At 66.9% G+C, this 16,554-nt stretch carries 9 protein-coding genes; 7 read left to right on the top strand and 2 right to left on the bottom strand.

Annotated features, from left to right (window positions below):
* Nucleotides 1–38: 38 nt before the first annotated feature.
* Nucleotides 39–3,185 (bottom strand): TonB-dependent receptor, encoded by a 3,147-nt coding sequence (locus K0M74_RS12290; RefSeq protein ID WP_293972616.1) that lies wholly within the window; start codon nucleotides 3,183–3,185, stop codon nucleotides 39–41.
* A 329-nt stretch (nucleotides 3,186–3,514) separates the two neighbouring features.
* Between K0M74_RS12290 and K0M74_RS12285 the strand changes: the two genes are divergently transcribed.
* From K0M74_RS12285 to trxA, 7 genes are all read left to right on the top strand, one after another.
* The gene (locus tag K0M74_RS12285; protein WP_293972614.1) at nucleotides 3,515–5,872 is read left to right on the top strand and encodes a PAS domain-containing sensor histidine kinase; all 2,358 of its coding nucleotides are present in this window, start codon (nucleotides 3,515–3,517) and stop codon (nucleotides 5,870–5,872) included.
* Between the two features lie 121 nt (nucleotides 5,873–5,993).
* Nucleotides 5,994–6,443, top strand: coding sequence for a tRNA (adenosine(37)-N6)-threonylcarbamoyltransferase complex ATPase subunit type 1 TsaE (gene tsaE / locus K0M74_RS12280; RefSeq protein WP_293972610.1), 450 nt, complete (start codon nucleotides 5,994–5,996; stop codon nucleotides 6,441–6,443).
* On the top strand, nucleotides 6,440–7,408 hold the full coding sequence (locus K0M74_RS12275) for a phosphotransferase (protein ID WP_293972688.1): 969 nt from the start codon (nucleotides 6,440–6,442) through the stop codon (nucleotides 7,406–7,408). Before tsaE ends, K0M74_RS12275 begins: the two co-directional genes overlap by 4 nt.
* On the top strand, nucleotides 7,408–8,127 hold the full coding sequence (locus K0M74_RS12270) for a nucleotidyltransferase family protein (RefSeq protein ID WP_293972608.1): 720 nt from the start codon (nucleotides 7,408–7,410) through the stop codon (nucleotides 8,125–8,127). The genes K0M74_RS12275 and K0M74_RS12270 overlap by 1 nt, the downstream gene beginning before the upstream one ends.
* Before the next feature lie 132 nt (nucleotides 8,128–8,259).
* Nucleotides 8,260–11,274, top strand: a complete 3,015-nt coding sequence (gene addB / locus K0M74_RS12265) for a double-strand break repair protein AddB (RefSeq protein WP_293972605.1) — start codon at nucleotides 8,260–8,262, stop codon at nucleotides 11,272–11,274.
* Nucleotides 11,271–14,744 carry a double-strand break repair helicase AddA gene (addA, locus tag K0M74_RS12260; protein WP_293972602.1) on the top strand — a complete coding sequence of 1,158 codons (3,474 nt, stop codon included), beginning with the start codon at nucleotides 11,271–11,273 and terminating at the stop codon, nucleotides 14,742–14,744. Before addB ends, addA begins: the two co-directional genes overlap by 4 nt.
* Before the next feature lie 63 nt (nucleotides 14,745–14,807).
* Nucleotides 14,808–15,128, top strand: a complete 321-nt coding sequence (gene trxA / locus K0M74_RS12255; protein WP_088442833.1) for a thioredoxin TrxA — start codon at nucleotides 14,808–14,810, stop codon at nucleotides 15,126–15,128.
* A gap of 80 nt (nucleotides 15,129–15,208) precedes the next feature.
* Here the strand turns inward: trxA and argJ are convergent, their stop codons facing one another.
* Nucleotides 15,209–16,435 carry a bifunctional glutamate N-acetyltransferase/amino-acid acetyltransferase ArgJ gene (gene argJ, locus K0M74_RS12250; protein WP_293972596.1) on the bottom strand — a complete coding sequence of 409 codons (1,227 nt, stop codon included), beginning with the start codon at nucleotides 16,433–16,435 and terminating at the stop codon, nucleotides 15,209–15,211.
* Between the last annotated feature and the right edge of the window lie 119 nt (nucleotides 16,436–16,554).

Here is a 16,554-nt window from a genome sequence, read left to right as displayed (position 1 = left end):
GGGGCAAGCCCCGGCCAAATTTTCGAGATCGCCGCATTCTACATCTTGGCGGTGAATCCCGCGTAGAAAAAACGACCGCGGTTTGAATAAATGCCGCTGCCGCCGCCCGCACCGCTCAGCCCGAACGGTGGGTCGCGATCGAACGCATTGTCGACGCCACCATAGAAGGTGAATTTTTCGGCGACGTCGAAGCCGACACGGAAGTCATGATACCAGACCGCCGGGTAATATTTAAAGCCGTCGGCAAAGGCATCGTCGTTCTGCGGCGGACGACCCTGGACGCTGTTGTAGTTTTCCCAGGCGCCGTTCGACATTTTGCCAATGTAACGAGCGCGATAGCCGACGGTGAACGGCCCCGAGACGAGCGACGCGTTGAGGTTGAAGGCGTGCTGAGGATCGCCGAGTTCGCCATTTATGCGATCGGCGCGGCCCGGGTCCGTCGGCGACAGGAACGAGTTGTTCTTGAGCGCCATGGTGTAGATGCCGCCGAGCGATATCTTGCCGACGTTGTCGATCTGTCGATCGTAGCGCGCTTCGAAATCGACGCCGGTCACCTGCAATTTTGCATAGTTTAGCGGCACGACCTGCAGGCTGTTTTCTAGGATGCGCCCGGGAATTTCGCCGCGCGGACCGCCGCCAGCACCCGCACGCTCGAAGAGCGCACAGAACTGGTTGTTGAGATCGGCCGCGTCATAACAGGCGTTCAAAATGCCCTGCGCCGACGGTGCCGTGATCACGTCCTTGACCGTGATGTTGTAATAGTCCGCCGAAAAGGTGAAGCCTGGAATGAAGTCGGGAGTGAAGACACCGCCCAGCGTGTACGAATCGGAGGTCTCTTCGCCGAGATTGGTATTGCCGCCTGACAGAAACCCGATTGATGAGGTGTAGACATAGTCATAACCTGCGGGAACGCCGTCTGCCGTGCAGTTTGCCGCCCGCGTCGAAGCGCCGGTACCGACATTGCGCGCCGAGCAAGGATCCGCCACCGTCGCGAAATTCTGCCCCAGCGGGGTGTAAAGGTCCGCCAGATTGGGGGCACGAACCGCGCGCGAATAGTTGCCGCGCAAGCGAAGCGACCGGAACGGCGCCCACTCGATGCCGCCATTATAAGCGAACACCGTGCCGGTTGAGCCGCGATAGTCAGCAACGCGCGCTGCGGCCGAAACCGTCAGCTCCTCGAAAAATGGCGTGTCCTTGAGGATCGGGAGCCTGATTTCAGCATAGGCTTCCTTCACTTCGAAGGCCGGCGGGTTAAACTGCGGGATAGCATTGTAGAAGGTCATCCCGGCTGCGGTTGCTGCGTCCTGGACATAATCGGCGGTTTCCCGGCGATACTCGGCGCCGATTGCAAAGCCGATCGGACCGCCCGGAAGTTCGAACCATTTGCCGGTATCGCCCGACATAAAGGCGCTGACAACGAATTGCGAAATCTTGCCCTTCGCCAGCGAGTCTTGGAGCAGGTAGTTACGCGCTTCCTGCGTCACGTTGCCTGAACCGAACAGATTCACGGGAACGCAGGCCGCGACATCGGCGGCCAGTTGTGACGCTGCGTAGGCCGGATCCGCGGCGACTTCGAGCGCGACGCGCGCCGCGGGATCGATCGACGCGCGGCACACGACATTGCCGTTGGCCACCCCATTCTGGAACAAGCCCTGGTCGACCGCGTCGATCGCCAGCAAATAACGCTGGAGATTGACGTTGCCCAGAATGGCCGTCTTTTCGCGGAATTCGCCGTAATTGGCCGAAACCTCGTAGTTCCAGCCGTCATTGAACTCGCCGCGAACACCCAGCACTGCGCGATAGGTTTCGCGCCGCGCGCGTTCTTCGCGGTTGGTCAGGTCGACGGCATTTTTCAGGAAGGTGAAGCCGGTCTGGTCGGCGTCGGGGATGCCGTCGGGAGTGTCGTTGCCGGCCGCATCATAATAGTCGCCGTAATAGTCGCGGATGATCGGTTTGGCTTGTTCGTTCAGATACGGGTTCTGAGTGAAGAAGCGCTCGCGCGGCGATCCGGTCGCGCCGGTGAAAAACGGCCCCGATGCATTGCCGAGCGAGTCGGTACGGACATATTTGGCTTCGATAAAGGGTACGAAACCCGGGCTGACTTCGAAGCGACCGATCAAGTTGGCGCTGTAACGATCGAGCGTCGGAGTGAGGCCGAACTGCGTCCCATCACGGAAGTTGTCGCCATTGCCGCCGAGATAGGCGGGTACCGGCGGCCGACCGGTCTGGATACCGGTCTGCTGGACCAGCGTCCCGTTGGGCTGGAAGAGGAACGGGGTGTAGCTCGATCCGCCCAGATAGGACAGGAAGGTGCCGCCATTGCTGTAGGTGCCGCTGCGGATGTCGCGATAGAACAGCGCGTCGGGGGTGCCGTCGCTGCCATTTACCGAACCCGCGGGATCGGTATCGACCGTGATGAAACCATCATTCTGGCGCAGGTTCGGGCGGCCCGAGGCATAAAAATCGTCCTGTCGCGCATATTCCAAATTGATCGCAATGTTACCGCGGCCGTCGGCGAAATTCTTGCCGGCCAGCAGGCTGCCATAATAGGAGCCCGCGTCGCCATATTTGCTGATGCCGCCCTGGCCTCGCAGCTGGACGCCTTCATAGCTGTCCTTGAGGATGAAGTTCACCACCCCGGCCAGCGCGTCCGAGCCGTAAATGGCCGAATTACCGCCGGTAACCACATCGACGCGTTCGATCAGATCGGTCGGGAAGGTGTTGGTGTCGGGTGAAACCGCGTTGGAGAGCACGTCCGAACCGACATGGCGGCGACCGTTGACGAGCACCAGCGTGCGCTGCGTCCCGAGACCGCGAAGATCGAGCAAGTTGAGGCCCGAGGTGCCAAGAAAACGCGTCGAGTTTGACTGACTGAATGTGCTGCGCAGCGCCGGCAGTTCGTTCAGCGTGTCGCCGACCGACGTGTTGCCGCGTTCGAAAAACTCATCGCCGGAAATCGAAACGACGGGAACCTGCGATTCCAGATTGGGGCGGCGGATACGCGATCCGGTGACGACGATCGCCTCGCCCGGATTGCCGTTATCGACCGCTTCGTCAGCGGGAGCGACTTCGGCCTCTTCCGTCTGTGCGAAGGCTGGCGTTGCCAGCATCACAGCCATCGCCGAAAGGCTGGCCAAACCCAGATTCCGCCGCAAGCGCGGCGCGACCCACTTTTCACTGTTCATTTCAATTCCCCAGTTTTTTGTCATTCTGACTGCATTTTGCCGCAGGGGGCGTTTACAAAAGGTCAAGCCGATGACGTTTCGCAACCGCCCCAATATTCGGGTTCGATGCTTTCAAGCCGAATCGTCCCAAAGCTGCGCGTGCAAGTCAAGCAGATTGCGGTAAGATTCCTGGCGAGGACATCATGGTCGGCCTGGCTCAATGATCCGCCATGGCGCGCGGTGAAGGCACCCCGACGCCAAGCGATTGAAACCCGCGCGGACAGTCGATAGGGCGGGCTGATGGCCTACCGCCGCTCTTTCCTGTCCACCCGCGCCGTGGCGCGCGCTCGATGACGCTATCGTCGGGCGGGCTCTTTGCTCTGGGCCTGTTTGCGTCGCTCTGGCTGCTCGCCGGGTTGTGGGCAGTCGGGCGCGGGATTGCGATGCAGCGGCGCGCGGCGTTTGTGGCGGGGCAGGCCGAGCGGCTTGGCAGTCTGGTCGAGGCGTCGCCGCAACTGCCGGTTATCGTGCGCGCCGACTGGCGGATCGAGGCGAGCGAGAAATTGGGGCGCTGGCTGGGCCTGGAGCAAGGGCCTCGCAATTTTGACGAGCTGCGCGGGCTGGGCAGCGGGCTCGACCCCGATGGCCATGACGCGCTGCGTCAGGCGATCCTCGGCGCGCAGCGCGGCGCCAAACCCTTCACGCTGAGCCTGAAACCGCAGGGGAGCGAGCGCACGATCATCCTGCACGGCGCTCCGGCGCCGCAGGCGGTCGGCGGGCCGGGCAGCGTGCTGCTGTGGCTGAGCGATGCGACCGACGGCCAGCACGCACTGGCACAGGCGCGCAGCGATCGCGACGAGGCGATGGCGGCGTTCGAGGCGCTGTCGGGGCTGATCGAGGCGGCGCCTTTCCCGATGTGGTTCCGCGACACCGACCTCAATCTCGCGCTCGTCAACAGCGCCTATGTTCGCGCGGTAGAGGCGAAGAGCGCGGTGGCGGTGATCGATGGCGGCATCGAGCTGTGCGAAACCGTCGCCGGGGTCAGCGCCGCCGAAGCCGCCGACGAAGCGCGCATTGCGGGTTCGGCGCAAATCCGCACGATCCCGGTGACGATCGAGGGTGAGCGCCGGATCATGCGCGTCGTCGATGTGCCGCTGGCGCCGACCGGCGGCCGGGTGATCGGCATCGCAGGCTATGCGATCGACATTCAGGAACTGGAGAGCGAACGCGGCGCCCACCGCCGCTTCGTCGATACGCAGCGCGAACTGCTCGACCGATTGTCGGCGGCGGTGGCGCAATTCGGTCCTGATCAGGGGCTGGCCTTTGCCAATCTGCCGTTCCGCCGCCTGTTTGCGCTCGATGCCGAGGATGTAAGCGAGGCGCGGGCGTTCGCGCGGCTGCTCGATGCATGGCGCGAGGGCGGGCGGACCCCCGAGGTGCGTGACTATCCCGAATGGCGGCAAGCGCATGTCGACTGGTTTGCGCAGGCGGGGGCGAGCGAAGAGGATTGGCTGCTGCGCGACGGCACTCACCTGCATGTTGTGGCGCAGCCAACCCCCGATGGCGGACTGCTGCTGATCGCCGAGGACAAGACCGAACAGGTGCAATTGGCGGGCGCGCGCGACACCCTGCTGCGTGTCCGCACCGCGACCTTTGACAATCTGTTCGAGGCGATCGCGGTGTTCGCCCCCGACGGGCGGCTGCATCTGTGGAACCAGCGCTTCCGCCGCCTGTGGGGGATCGACGAGGGGACGCTGGCGGCGCATCCGCGCGTCGATGCGCTGATGGGTGGGCTGGCCGACCGGTTGGTGAAACCGAACCAGATCAGCATCGTCCAGGAAGTCATCCGCGCCGCGACCCTGGAGCGGCAACAGCGCGGCGGCGAAATCGGCTTTGCCGATGGGCGTTATTTCGATTTCGCATCGATCCCGCTGCCCGACGGCAATGCGCTGCTCATCATGCTCGACATCACCCCGAGCCGGAAGATGGAAGGCGCGCTGCGCGAACGCAACGAGGCGCTCGAGGCGGCGGACAAGGTGAAGACCGCGTTCCTGTCGCGGATGAGCTACGAACTGCGCACGCCGCTGACCTCGATCGGCGGGTTCGGCGAGATGTTGCAGGCGGGCTATGCCGGCAAGCTGAGCGAGCAACAGCAGGGCTACGTCAATGCGATCATGGATTCGGTCGCGGTGCTGGGGCGCCAGATCGATAATGTGCTGGACCTGGCGCAGGGCGAAGCGGGGTCGCTGGTGGTCGAGCGGGCGCCGGTCGATGTGCGCAAGCTGCTCGATGGCGCGCTGACGGACGCCAGAGCGTTTGCCGCGGCCGAGAAGGTCGAACTGGTTGGCAATATTTCGCCCGATCTGGGCCGCATCGACGGCGATGCGCCGCGGCTGTCCCGGCTGGTCGCGGGGCTGCTCGACAATGCGGTCCGCTACACTGCGCCGACCCGCAAATCGGGCGGCCGCGTGCTGCTGCATGCGACGGGCGACGCGCACGGGATCGACATCATCGTGTCGGACAATGGCCCGGGAATGCCCGAGGCGGTCGCCGCGGTGACCAAGGGTCAACAGGCGGGGACCGCGTCGGGCGGCATCGGCCTCGCGCTCGCACGCCAGCTCGTGGCTGCGCATGGCGGGTCGATGGAGGTGTTGAGCGAGGCTGGGCAAGGGACGCTGGTGCGGATCAGTTTGCCGCGGCGCGTATGACGACGCTGGTCGCCATCTTGTTTGCTTTTTTCCCTGCGAAGGCAGGGATCCATCTTCCGACACCTCAACATGGCACCGACCGGAGATGGGCCCCTGCCTCCGCAGGGGCGCGGCGCATTTTATGAATTTCACTTGTTCCTACAATCTCACCGAGGCCGACCGCATTGGCGCGGCGATTGGCGCGGCGTTGATGCCGGGTGATGTCGTCCTGCTGTCGGGGGATCTTGGCGCGGGCAAGACGACGCTGGCGCGCGCGATGCTGAAGGCGCGCGGACTGGTCGGCGAGGCGCCGAGCCCGACCTTTGCGATCGTCCAGCCCTATGCGCCTCCCGAGGTCGACCTGCCGATCGCGCATGTCGATCTGTACCGGATCGAGGAGGAGGACGAGCTGATCGAGCTCGGCCTCGACGACTATCTGTACGACGGCGTACTGCTGATTGAATGGCCCGAACGGCTGGGATCGCAGGGCTGGCCCGACGCGCTGTCGATCACGATTTCGGGGAGCGGCGACGCGCGCGTCTTGACAGCCGACGTGCCGACGTCTTGGGGGAGCCGATGGCCGCTCCGATGATTCCGCCCGCCCATGCCCCGGCGTTCCTTGCCGCGCATGGCTGGGGCGATGCCCAGATTTTGCCGCTTGCCGGCGATGCGTCGTTCCGGCGCTATTTCCGCGTCGTCGACGGCGCGCGGCAAGCGGTGCTGATGGACGCGCCGCCGCCGCACGAGGATCCGCGCCCGTTCATCGCGGTGGCCGAATATCTGTGCGAGCAGGAGCTGACCGCGCCGACGATATTTGCCCGCGACCTGGCGCAAGGGCTGCTGCTGATCGAGGATTTCGGCGATGTCCGCCTGCGCGAAACCGCCGATGCGGCGCTGCACCGCGAGGTGGATTTATATGCCGGGGTGACCGACCTGCTCGTCCACCTCCACACGCGCCCGCCGATGCCCGGACTGCCGGTGCTGGGGCTGGAACAGTGGCTCGAGGAGGTGATGCTGTTCAGCGACTGGTATTGCCCAACACTGGGCATCGACGTCGACCGTGATGCCTTTCGCGGCGCTTGGGAAGCGGTTCTGGCCCCGGTGGAGCATGACGGCCTGCCGCGCGTCACCGTGCTGCGCGATTATCATGCCGAAAATATCATGCTGGTGCCGGGCAAGGCGGGGGTGGCCCATTATGGCCTGCTCGATTTCCAGGACGCGCTGATCGGGCACCCGGCCTATGACCTCGCCTCGGTGCTCGAGGATGCGCGGCGCGATGTCACCCCGGCGGTCGAGGCGGCGATGTTGGCGCGTTATCAGGGCGCGACGGGGCAAGACATCGAAAATGCTTATTGGGCGCTCGCGGCGCAGCGCAACACGCGCATCCTAGGGGTGTTCGTGCGATTGTGGAAACGCGATGGCAAGCCGGGGTATCGCCAGTTCCAGCCGCGGATGTGGGGGCTGCTCGAACGCGATCTGGCGCATCCGGGGCTCGCGCCGGTGCGCGCCTGGTTCGACGAAAATATTCCCGCCGATAAACGCGCGGCAGCGTGGTGATGGACGCCAGGATCGACAGCGCGATGGTGATGGCGGCAGGGCTGGGCAAGCGCATGCGCCCGCTCACCGCCACCCGGCCCAAACCGCTGGTGCGCGTCGCGGGCAAGCCGCTGATCGACCATAGCCTCGACCGCATCGAAGCGGCGGGGATCGGGCATGTCGTCGTCAACGTCCATTATCTGGCCGACGCGCTCGAAGCGCATCTCGCGGCGCAAAAGCGGTCATTCACGATCGGCATTTCGGATGAGCGCGACCTGTTGCTGGAAACCGGCGGCGGGATGGTCAAGGCTTTGCCGCAGCTCAGCGGCGATCCCATCCTGATCGTCAACAGCGACAATATCTGGACCGACGGGCCGCAGGACAGCATTCGGCACCTTGCGCGGCACTGGGACGGGGGGCGGATGGACGCGCTGTTGCTGCTGATCCGGCAAGCGAGCGCGACCGGCCATGGCGGACGCGGCGATTTCCATATGGACCCGTCGGGATTGTTGTCGCGGCGCAAGCCCGGTCGCATTGCGCCGTTCGTCTATACCGGCGTCCAGCTGATCTCGCCGCGCCTGCTTGACGATGCGCCCGCGGGACCGTTCTCGACCAACATCCTGTGGGACCGCGCGATTGCGGCGGGGCGGCTGTTTGGTCTGTCGCATATGGGGCAGTGGTTCGACGTCGGATCGCCCGCGAGTATTGCGCCGACCGAAGCGGCGCTGGGTGAGGTTTGAACGCTTGATCCTCCCTGTCGCGCAGCGATGGGGAGGGGGACCGCCGCCGCTTCGCGCTGCCACCTCCCCATGGCAACGCCACAGGGAGGAGCGGCTTGCGTATCTTTGGCAAGCCTTGAATAACCGGTCGGCATGACCACGCATCCCACCGTCTTTTCGATCCCCGTCCAACGGGCGTTTGCCGACGCGCTCGCCGCTGGCCTGATCGAACGCTTTGCCGATGGCGCACTCGGGCTCGCCGAAGGGCTGATCCTGCTGCCGAGCAACCGCGCGCGCAGCGCGGTGCAGGCGGCGTTTGTGCGCGCCAGCGGGACGGGGTTGCTGATGCCGCGGCTCGCGGTGATCGGCGACGCCGACCTTGATGAAAGCGTGGCGCTGGCGCTCGATGCGATCGACGCTGCCGAGCCGATCCCGCCCGCGATCGACGCACTGCGGCGGCGGCTGATGCTCGCGGCGCTGATCGAGCGGCACAATCCGGCGGGCGAGGAAGCGATCACCGGCGCCGCGGCGTTCCAGCTCGCCGAAGGGCTGGGGCGGGTGATCGACCAGCTGCATTATGAGGAGATTGCCCCCGTGCGGCTCGGCGACATCGAAGCCGCGCTCGGTGACCTTGCAGGGCATTGGCAGGCATCTTGGCAGCGCCTGCGCCTGCTGATCGACCATTGGCCCGCGATGCTGACCGCGACGGGGCATATCGACCGCGCCGACCGGCGCAACCGCTTGCTCGCGCGCGTCAGCGATGGATGGCGCGCCGCACCGCCGGCGCGCTTTGTCGTCGCGGCGGGGGTGAGCACCGCGGCGCCCGCGATCGCCCGGCTGCTCCGCACCGTCGCCGACCTGCCACAAGGGATGGTGGTGCTGCCGGGGCTCGACTTGGGCATGGCCGCGGAGGAATGGGACGCGCTGGGTCCGGTCAAGCCCGATCCCGATCAACCGGGCGAGCGTCCGCTCGAAACGCATCCGCAATATCATCTGAAACTGCTGCTCGGCCGCATGGGCATCGCGCGTGAAGAGGTCGGCGAATGGGCCGCGGCGTCGCCGTTCGACGGCCCCGATGCACGTGCGCCCTTTCTGTCGCTGCTGTTTGCGCCCGCCGCCTATACCGCGCGTTGGCAGGCGGCGGACGATGTTGCGCCCAGCCTGATCGGGGTCAGCGCCGCAACCTTCGCCGATGACGGGCAGGAGGCGCAGGGCATCGCGCTGATGATGCGGCGGATGCTGGACGAGCCGGGACGCACCGCCGCGCTGGTGACCCCCGATCGTTTGCTCGCCGAACGCGTCGCCGCGGCGCTCGCGCGCTGGGACATTGCGGTCGATGACAGCGCCGGGCAGCCACTGGGGCAGACCCCGCCGGGCGCGCTGCTGTTGCTGCTCGCCGACTTTGCCGCGGCGTTCGATCCGGTGCGGCTGATCGCGTTGCTCGGGCATCCGCTGGTGCGCGCGGGCGAGGGTCGGCTGGACTGGCTCGATCAAGTGCGGCGGCTCGATCTGGTGCTGCGCGGGCCGGGGCTGGTACCGGGCTGGGCCGGGGTGTCGGCGCGGATTGACGAGATTGCGACCGACAGCGATCGGCGCGGACATGGCGCGGCGGGGGCGATTGGCGAGTGGTGGGCTGAGGTGGCGGCGGGGCTGAGTACCGCGCTCGCGCCCTTCGCCGCGGGTGTGTCGGCGCCGCCGTCGGTACTGCTCGCAGCGTTGCAGGACGCGCTCGGCTTGCTGACCGGCGAGGGCGCATGGACCGGGCATGCGGGCCGCGCAATGTCCGACCTGTTCGACCGCTGGGCGATGGCGAAGGGTGACGGCCCGGCGCTGGTCGCGCCCGCCGATTTCCCCACGATGCTCGCCGACCTGATGAGCGGCGAGAGCATCCGGCCACCCTATGGCGGGCATCCGCGGTTGTTCATCTGGGGCTTGCTGGAGGCGCGGTTGCAGCGCGCCGACCTGATGATTTTGGGCGGGCTCGACGAAGGGCGCTGGCCGCCACAGCAAAGCCCCGACCCCTGGCTCGCGCCCGGCATACGGCGGATGCTCGGCCTCGCGGCGCCCGAGCGCCAGCAGGGGATGGCGGCGCATGATTTTGCCGGCGCCTTTGCCGCGCGCGAGGTGGTGGTAACGCGCGCGATGCGCAGCGGCGGCGACCCGGCGGTGGCATCGCGCTTCTGGCTGCGGCTGGCGGCGCTGGCGGGCGAACTGCCCGCAGCGACGCTCGACGGCCAGTCGGTGACCGCGCTCGCGGCGACGCTCGATGTCGCGCCGGGGAGGAGCGAGCCCGCCGACAAGCCGCGTCCCGCCCCGCCACAGGCGGCACGTCCCAACCGGATAAGCGTCACCGGGGTCGACCAGCTGGCGCGCGACCCCTTTGCCTTTTACGCGGCGAAGATCCTGCGACTGAGCGAGCTCGAGCCGCTAAGCAGCGGTCCCGACGCCAAATGGTTCGGGACGCGGGTGCATAAATTCCTGCAGGACTGGCAGGCGGCGGGGCTGACCGAGGCGGCCTTTGCCGCGGAACTCGCCGCCTTGCGCGCCGATCCGGCGCTCGATTCATTGGGTCGTGCCTTCTGGTTGCCGCGGATCGAGCCGTCGCTGCGCTGGGCGGCAGAGCAGGTGTGGGCGGCGCGCGACGAACGCTGGCCGGTCGCCAATGAAGTGAGCGGCAAGCTGCTGACGGGCGGCATCATGCTGCGCGGCACCGCCGATCGCGTCGATCAGGCTGCCGACGGGACGCTGGCAATCGTCGATTACAAGACCGGCGCGGCGCCGTCGGCCAAATCGGCGGGCGAGGGGCTGAACAGCCAGCTCGGTTTGCTGGGGCTGATCGCCGAGGAAGCGGGGCTGGGCGATCTGGCGCCCGAGCCCGTCGGGGCGTTCGAATATTGGGAATTGAAGCGCGACCGCAAAAAGGGTGTCGATGGCGCGGTCAAGCCGATCAAGGGGCAAAAGCCGAAGCCATCGACCGCAGCGGCGGTGATCGAACGCGCGCGCGAAGCGCTGGGGGAGCTGAGCGCGCGCTTCCTGCTCGGACAGGAGCCATTCGCCCCCGGCGACAGCGCCAAACGCTACGCTGATTTCGACCAGCTGATGCGCCGCGACGAATGGTTCGGGCGCGGCGACACCGATCAGGGCATGACTGATGGGGGTTCGGCATGATCGACCCCGACAAGCTGCTCAAGACGCTCGACGGCGGGCAACGCGCCGCGGCGCAGCCGCACGATCATGTTTGGCTGGGTGCGTCGGCGGGGACGGGCAAGACGCAGGTACTGTCGGCGCGGGTGCTGCGCCTGATGCTGGCGGGCGTGTCGCCCGCGGCGATCCTGTGCATCACCTTTACCAAGGCGGGCGCCGCCGAAATGGCGCATCGTATTCACGAGCGGCTGGCGATGTGGGTGCGGATGGCCGACGGTGACCTGCGGCTCGACCTTGCCGCGCTGGGCGCCGACTGGGCCGAGCCGGGCATCCTTGACCGCGCGCGGTCGCTGTTCGCCACGGTGATCGACAGCGCTGGCGGCGCGGTGCGGGTGCAGACGATCCACAGTTTCTGCCAGACCTTGCTCGCGAGCTTCCCGCTTGAGGCGAAAATCCTGCCGGGATTCCGCGCGCTGGAAGACAGCAAAGCGAGTGCGTTGCAGCGCGAGGTTCTGGGCCAGTTGCTCGCGCGCGGCGATGCCGACGGCGATGCGATGCGGACGATCGCGGCGATGCTGTCGCAGCGACTGGGGCAGGATGCGGCGATCGCATTTTTGGCGCGCTGCGCGAGCAGCTTCACCGCCGCTAACGCCCCGCGCCTTGCCCCCCGTGCGGCGGACCTGCGCGCGCAGCTGGGGCTACCGCTGGGCGATCCGCTGACCTGGCAAGCGGCGGCGCTGGGCGGCGGCGCGATTGCCGATGCCGACATCGCGGCGGTTGCGGCAAGCGGGCGCGGCTGGGGGACCAAGACCGGCGACGGCCGCGCCGACATCATGGACGACTGGTTTCGCGCCGACGCGCATGGCCGCGCGGCGATGCTTGCGGCGGTGCGAGGCTGTTTTCTGACCGGCACCGGCGACATGCGCGCCGATTATACCAAGGACAAGGGCGGCATGAGCAGCTGCCTCGCCGCCGCCGAACGCATCGTCGCCGCGGCCGATGACCTGCTTGCGACTGCCACCGCGATGGCGGTCGCCGACGATCTGGCGGCGGCGTGGGATCTGGGCAGTCGCTTCGCGGAGGCCTATGCGCTGGCCAAGCGCGAGCGCGGGTTGGCCGATTTCGACGATCTGATCAGCATCGCGGGACATCTGCTGGCGCAGGGCGATTTTGGCGACTGGGTGCGCTTCAAGCTCGACCAGCGCATCGACCATATATTGGTCGACGAGGCGCAGGATACGAACACGCGGCAGTGGGCGATCGTCGCCTCGCTGGCGGGCGAGTTTTTCGCCGGGGTGGGTGCCAAGGACGACCGGGTCCGCACGATGTTCACCGTCGGCGACCGCAAACAGGCGATCTTCGGCTTTCAGGGTACCGAGCCCGCGGCGTTCGAAGCCGCGCGGCTGAGCTTTGCCAAACGGGCAGCGGAGGGCGACAGGCCGTTCGAGGATGTCGATCTCGACACCAATTACCGCTCGAGCCCCGCGGTGCTCGACGTCGTCGATGCGTGGATCGCGGCGGGCGCGCCCGAACTGATGGGGCTGGAGAGCGACGAGCCGCCGCACATCCCCGCCGAGTTCAACCGCGACAGCGCCGGGCGCGTCGAACTGTGGCAGCCGTTGCCGGTCGGCAAGGCGCTTGATGCTGACGCGGACGATGAAAGCGGTGCCGAAGGTGACGACGGTGATGAGGGAGCCGGACCGCGCGACACCTCCGCCGCGGCAAGCGACCCCGCCAGCCTGCGGCTGTCGCGCGCGATCGCCGACGAGGTGCAGGACTGGATCGCCCACGGCAAGGACGGGCGCAGCGTCGCGCCGGGTGACATATTGATCCTCGTCCGCCGCCGCCGCGATCTGGCGGCGCGGATCGTCGCGCGGTTGCAGTCGCTGCACGTCCCGGTCGCGGGGGTCGACCGCTTTTCGCTGACCCAGTCGCTCGCGGTGCAGGATCTGCTGGCGGCGATGCGCTTTGCGGTGCAACCGCTCGACGATCTCAATCTCGCCAGCTTGCTGGTGTCGCCGCTGTTTGGCTGGACGCAGGAGGATCTGTTCGTCTTTGCCCATGGTCGCCAGAAACGCGCGCTGTGGGAGCAATTGCGCGCGCGCGAGGTAGAGGCGAAGCCCGAAACCATGGCAGCGCTGCGCGCCCTGCTCGGCATGGGCGATTTCACGACGCCGTTCCGGTTTCTCGAGCGTATCCTGTCTGGCCCGCTTGATGGGCGGCGCAGGCTGTATCACCGGCTGGGACGCGAGGCGCGCGACCCGATCGACGAACTGCTCGCGCAGGCGCTGGCGTTCGAGCGGCAGGAAGCACCGTCGCTGCTCGGCTTCCTGTCACACATCGCTGCGAGTACGGCGGAAATCAAGCGCCAGAGCGAAGCGCGCAGCGATGTCGTGCGGGTGATGACGGTGCATGGGTCGAAAGGCTTGCAGGCGCCGATCGTGATCCTGGCGGACGCGACCGACGATCCCAGACCGCGGCGGGTTAGCTTTGGCCTGTCGATGGGCAATTGGGATAAGTTGCCGGTGTTTGCGCTCGGCAAGGGCGAGCGGCATGGCGCGATCGCGGATGCGCACGACGCCAAGGAACGCGCCGAGCGTGAGGAGCATTGGCGATTGCTCTACGTGGCGATGACGCGCGCCGAGGAATTGCTGATCGTCACCGGGACGCGGAAGGCGGACGAGCTTCCCGAGGGCAACTGGCACAGCGCGGTCGATGCGGTGATGGCCGATATGGGCGCCGAATGGCAGGACGCCGGGCCGCGCTGGGGGCAGAAGCGCGTCCATGCGGTGATGGGCAAGGCACGCGCGGCGAAGGACAAGGCGCGGCTCGTCGCTCCGCCGGTGGTCGTGCCCGCGTGGGCGCGGCAGGCTGCGCCCGAAGAAGCGCGCCCGCCGCGTCCGCTCGCGCCCTCGGCGCTGGGCGAAGATGACGTTGCGGCGGCGCCGCAGGGCGCTGCGCGCGCGGCGGCGGTGAACCGTGGGCGGCTGCTCCATGCGCTGTTCGAGCGGCTGCCGCCGGTGGCGCCGGAGCTTCGGTGCGCGGCGGCGCTGCGCTGGCTGGGGGTGCAGGCGGCCGATCTCGACGCTGCGGCGCGCGGTGCGATGGTCGACGAGGTGCTCGGCGTACTCGACGATACCGCGCATGCGGCACTGTTCGGGCCGGGGTCGCTCGCCGAGGTGCCGCTGTCGGCAGTGGTCGACGGGACGGTCGTCGCGGGAATCGTCGACCGGCTACTGGTCACCGCCGACGCGGTGACGGTGATCGATTACAAGACGGGGCGGCATGTGCCGGAGAGTGCCGCCGCCGTGCAGCCCGCCTATCTGCGCCAGATGGCGGCGTATCGCGGCGCTCTGGCGGCGATTTTTCCAGGGAGGCGGATCGATGCGGCGCTGCTCTATACCGCCGGGCCGCGGCTGATCGGGCTGGGCGATGCGCTGCTCGATGCGTACAAGCCGGGCTTGGCGGCAACCAAGGCGAATTTGGGCGGTTGAGGTCTTGAGCCGGAGGCTATGACGTCTTAGCTTGAGGACAACCGAATTTCAGGAGTTTGTATCATGGGTACCAAGGCCATCACCGACGACAGCTTTCAGGCCGACGTCCTCGACAGCGACACCCCGGTGCTTGTCGATTTCTGGGCCGAATGGTGCGGCCCGTGCAAGATGATCGGCCCGTCGCTCGAAGAAATCGCCAATGAGCTGGGTGAAAAGGTCGTGATCGCGAAGCTGAACATCGACGATCACCCGAACGCCCCCGCCAAATATGGCGTGCGCGGCATCCCGACGATGATCCTGTTCAAGAACGGCGAGGTCGCCGACACCAAAGTCGGCGCGGCACCGAAGAGCGCTCTCAAGGGCTGGCTTGAAGGCGCGCTTTAACGAATCCATTCCCCGGCGAAAGCCGGGCCCCAGTCCAGCGCCATTGGGCCCGGCTTTCGTCGGGGAACAACAGCTAGCTCCTAGCTTCGATAATCGGCGTTGATGCTGATGTAGCCGTGGGTCAGGTCGCACGTCCAGACCGTCGCGCGGCCTTCACCGAGGCCGAGGTCCGCGCCGACCCGGATTTCCAGACCCTTCAGATGCGCCGCGATCGGCGCTTCGTCGTAACCGTCGATGGGCAAGCCATCTCTGGCCACCCAATGATCGCCGAAGCGGATCGCGAGCCGGTCGCGGTCGGCGGGTTCACCCGCTTTGCCCACCGCCATCACGACGCGGCCCCAGTTGGCGTCTTCGCCCGCGATCGCTGTTTTCACCAGCGGCGAATTGGCGATCGCCAGCGCGACGCGCTTCGCGCTGTCGTCGCTGACTGCGCCCGACACCTGTATTTCGATGAATTTCGACGCGCCTTCGCCATCGCGCACGACCTGCTGCGCGAGGTCGAGCGCAACCTGGCGGATTGCGCCGTAAAGGGCATCGGCGCCGGGATCGTCGCGGGTGGTCAGCGGGGCGTTGCCCGCCTGTCCGGTCGCGAAGAGCAGCACGGTGTCGCTGGTCGAGGTGTCGCTATCGACGGTGATGCTGTTGAACGTGCCGCCAGTCACCTCGCTCAGCATATTCTGGAGCAGCGCGGGGGCGACCGCGGCGTCGGTGAAGATATAGCCGAGCATTGTCGCCATGTCGGGGGCGATCATGCCGGAGCCTTTGACGATGCCTACAACACGGACGGTGCGGTCGCCCACAATTGCGCTGGCGGCCGAGCCTTTGGCGAAGGTGTCAGTGGTGCAGATCGTTTCGGCGACGGCTTCCCATGAGCAGGGCTGTGCGGTCAGCGCCGCGGTGACCCCGGCGCGTGCCTTGTCTTTGGGAAGGGGAACCCCGATGACACCGGTCGAGCTGACGAACACTTCGCTGGCATCGCAGCCGAGATGCTCCGCGACCTGCGCCATGATTTGCTCGACCGCTTCGCGCCCGCGATAGCCGGTGAAGGCGTTGCTGTTGCCTGCGTTGACGATCAGCGCGCGGCCTGCGCCGCCCTTGACCTGCTCGCGGCCGAGCTCGACTTCGGCCGAGCAGCAGACATTGCGCGTGAAGACGCCCGCGACCGTCGTGCCAAGCGCCAGCTCGACATAGGTGAGGTCGCAGCGATCCCAATTCTTGTACTGCGCGCGCGCGACGCGGCGCGTCACCCCGGCGATGTCCGGGAGGGTGGGGAAGGCGGCGGGAGCGAGAGGGGAGCGGGTGGTCATGGGGGTGCGCATAATCGCTATCGGCTCAAAGCAAAACCCCCACCGCAAGCGAGAGGGGCCTTTGATCCTCCCTGTCGCGAAGCGATGGGGAGGTGGCAGCGCGGAGCGCTGACGGAAGG

The organism is Sphingopyxis sp. (genome assembly GCF_019459305.1).
Lineage (GTDB): Bacteria > Pseudomonadota > Alphaproteobacteria > Sphingomonadales > Sphingomonadaceae > Sphingopyxis.
Note: the sequence above shows the minus strand (reverse complement) of the source record. Positions and strands in the feature narration are given on the sequence as shown.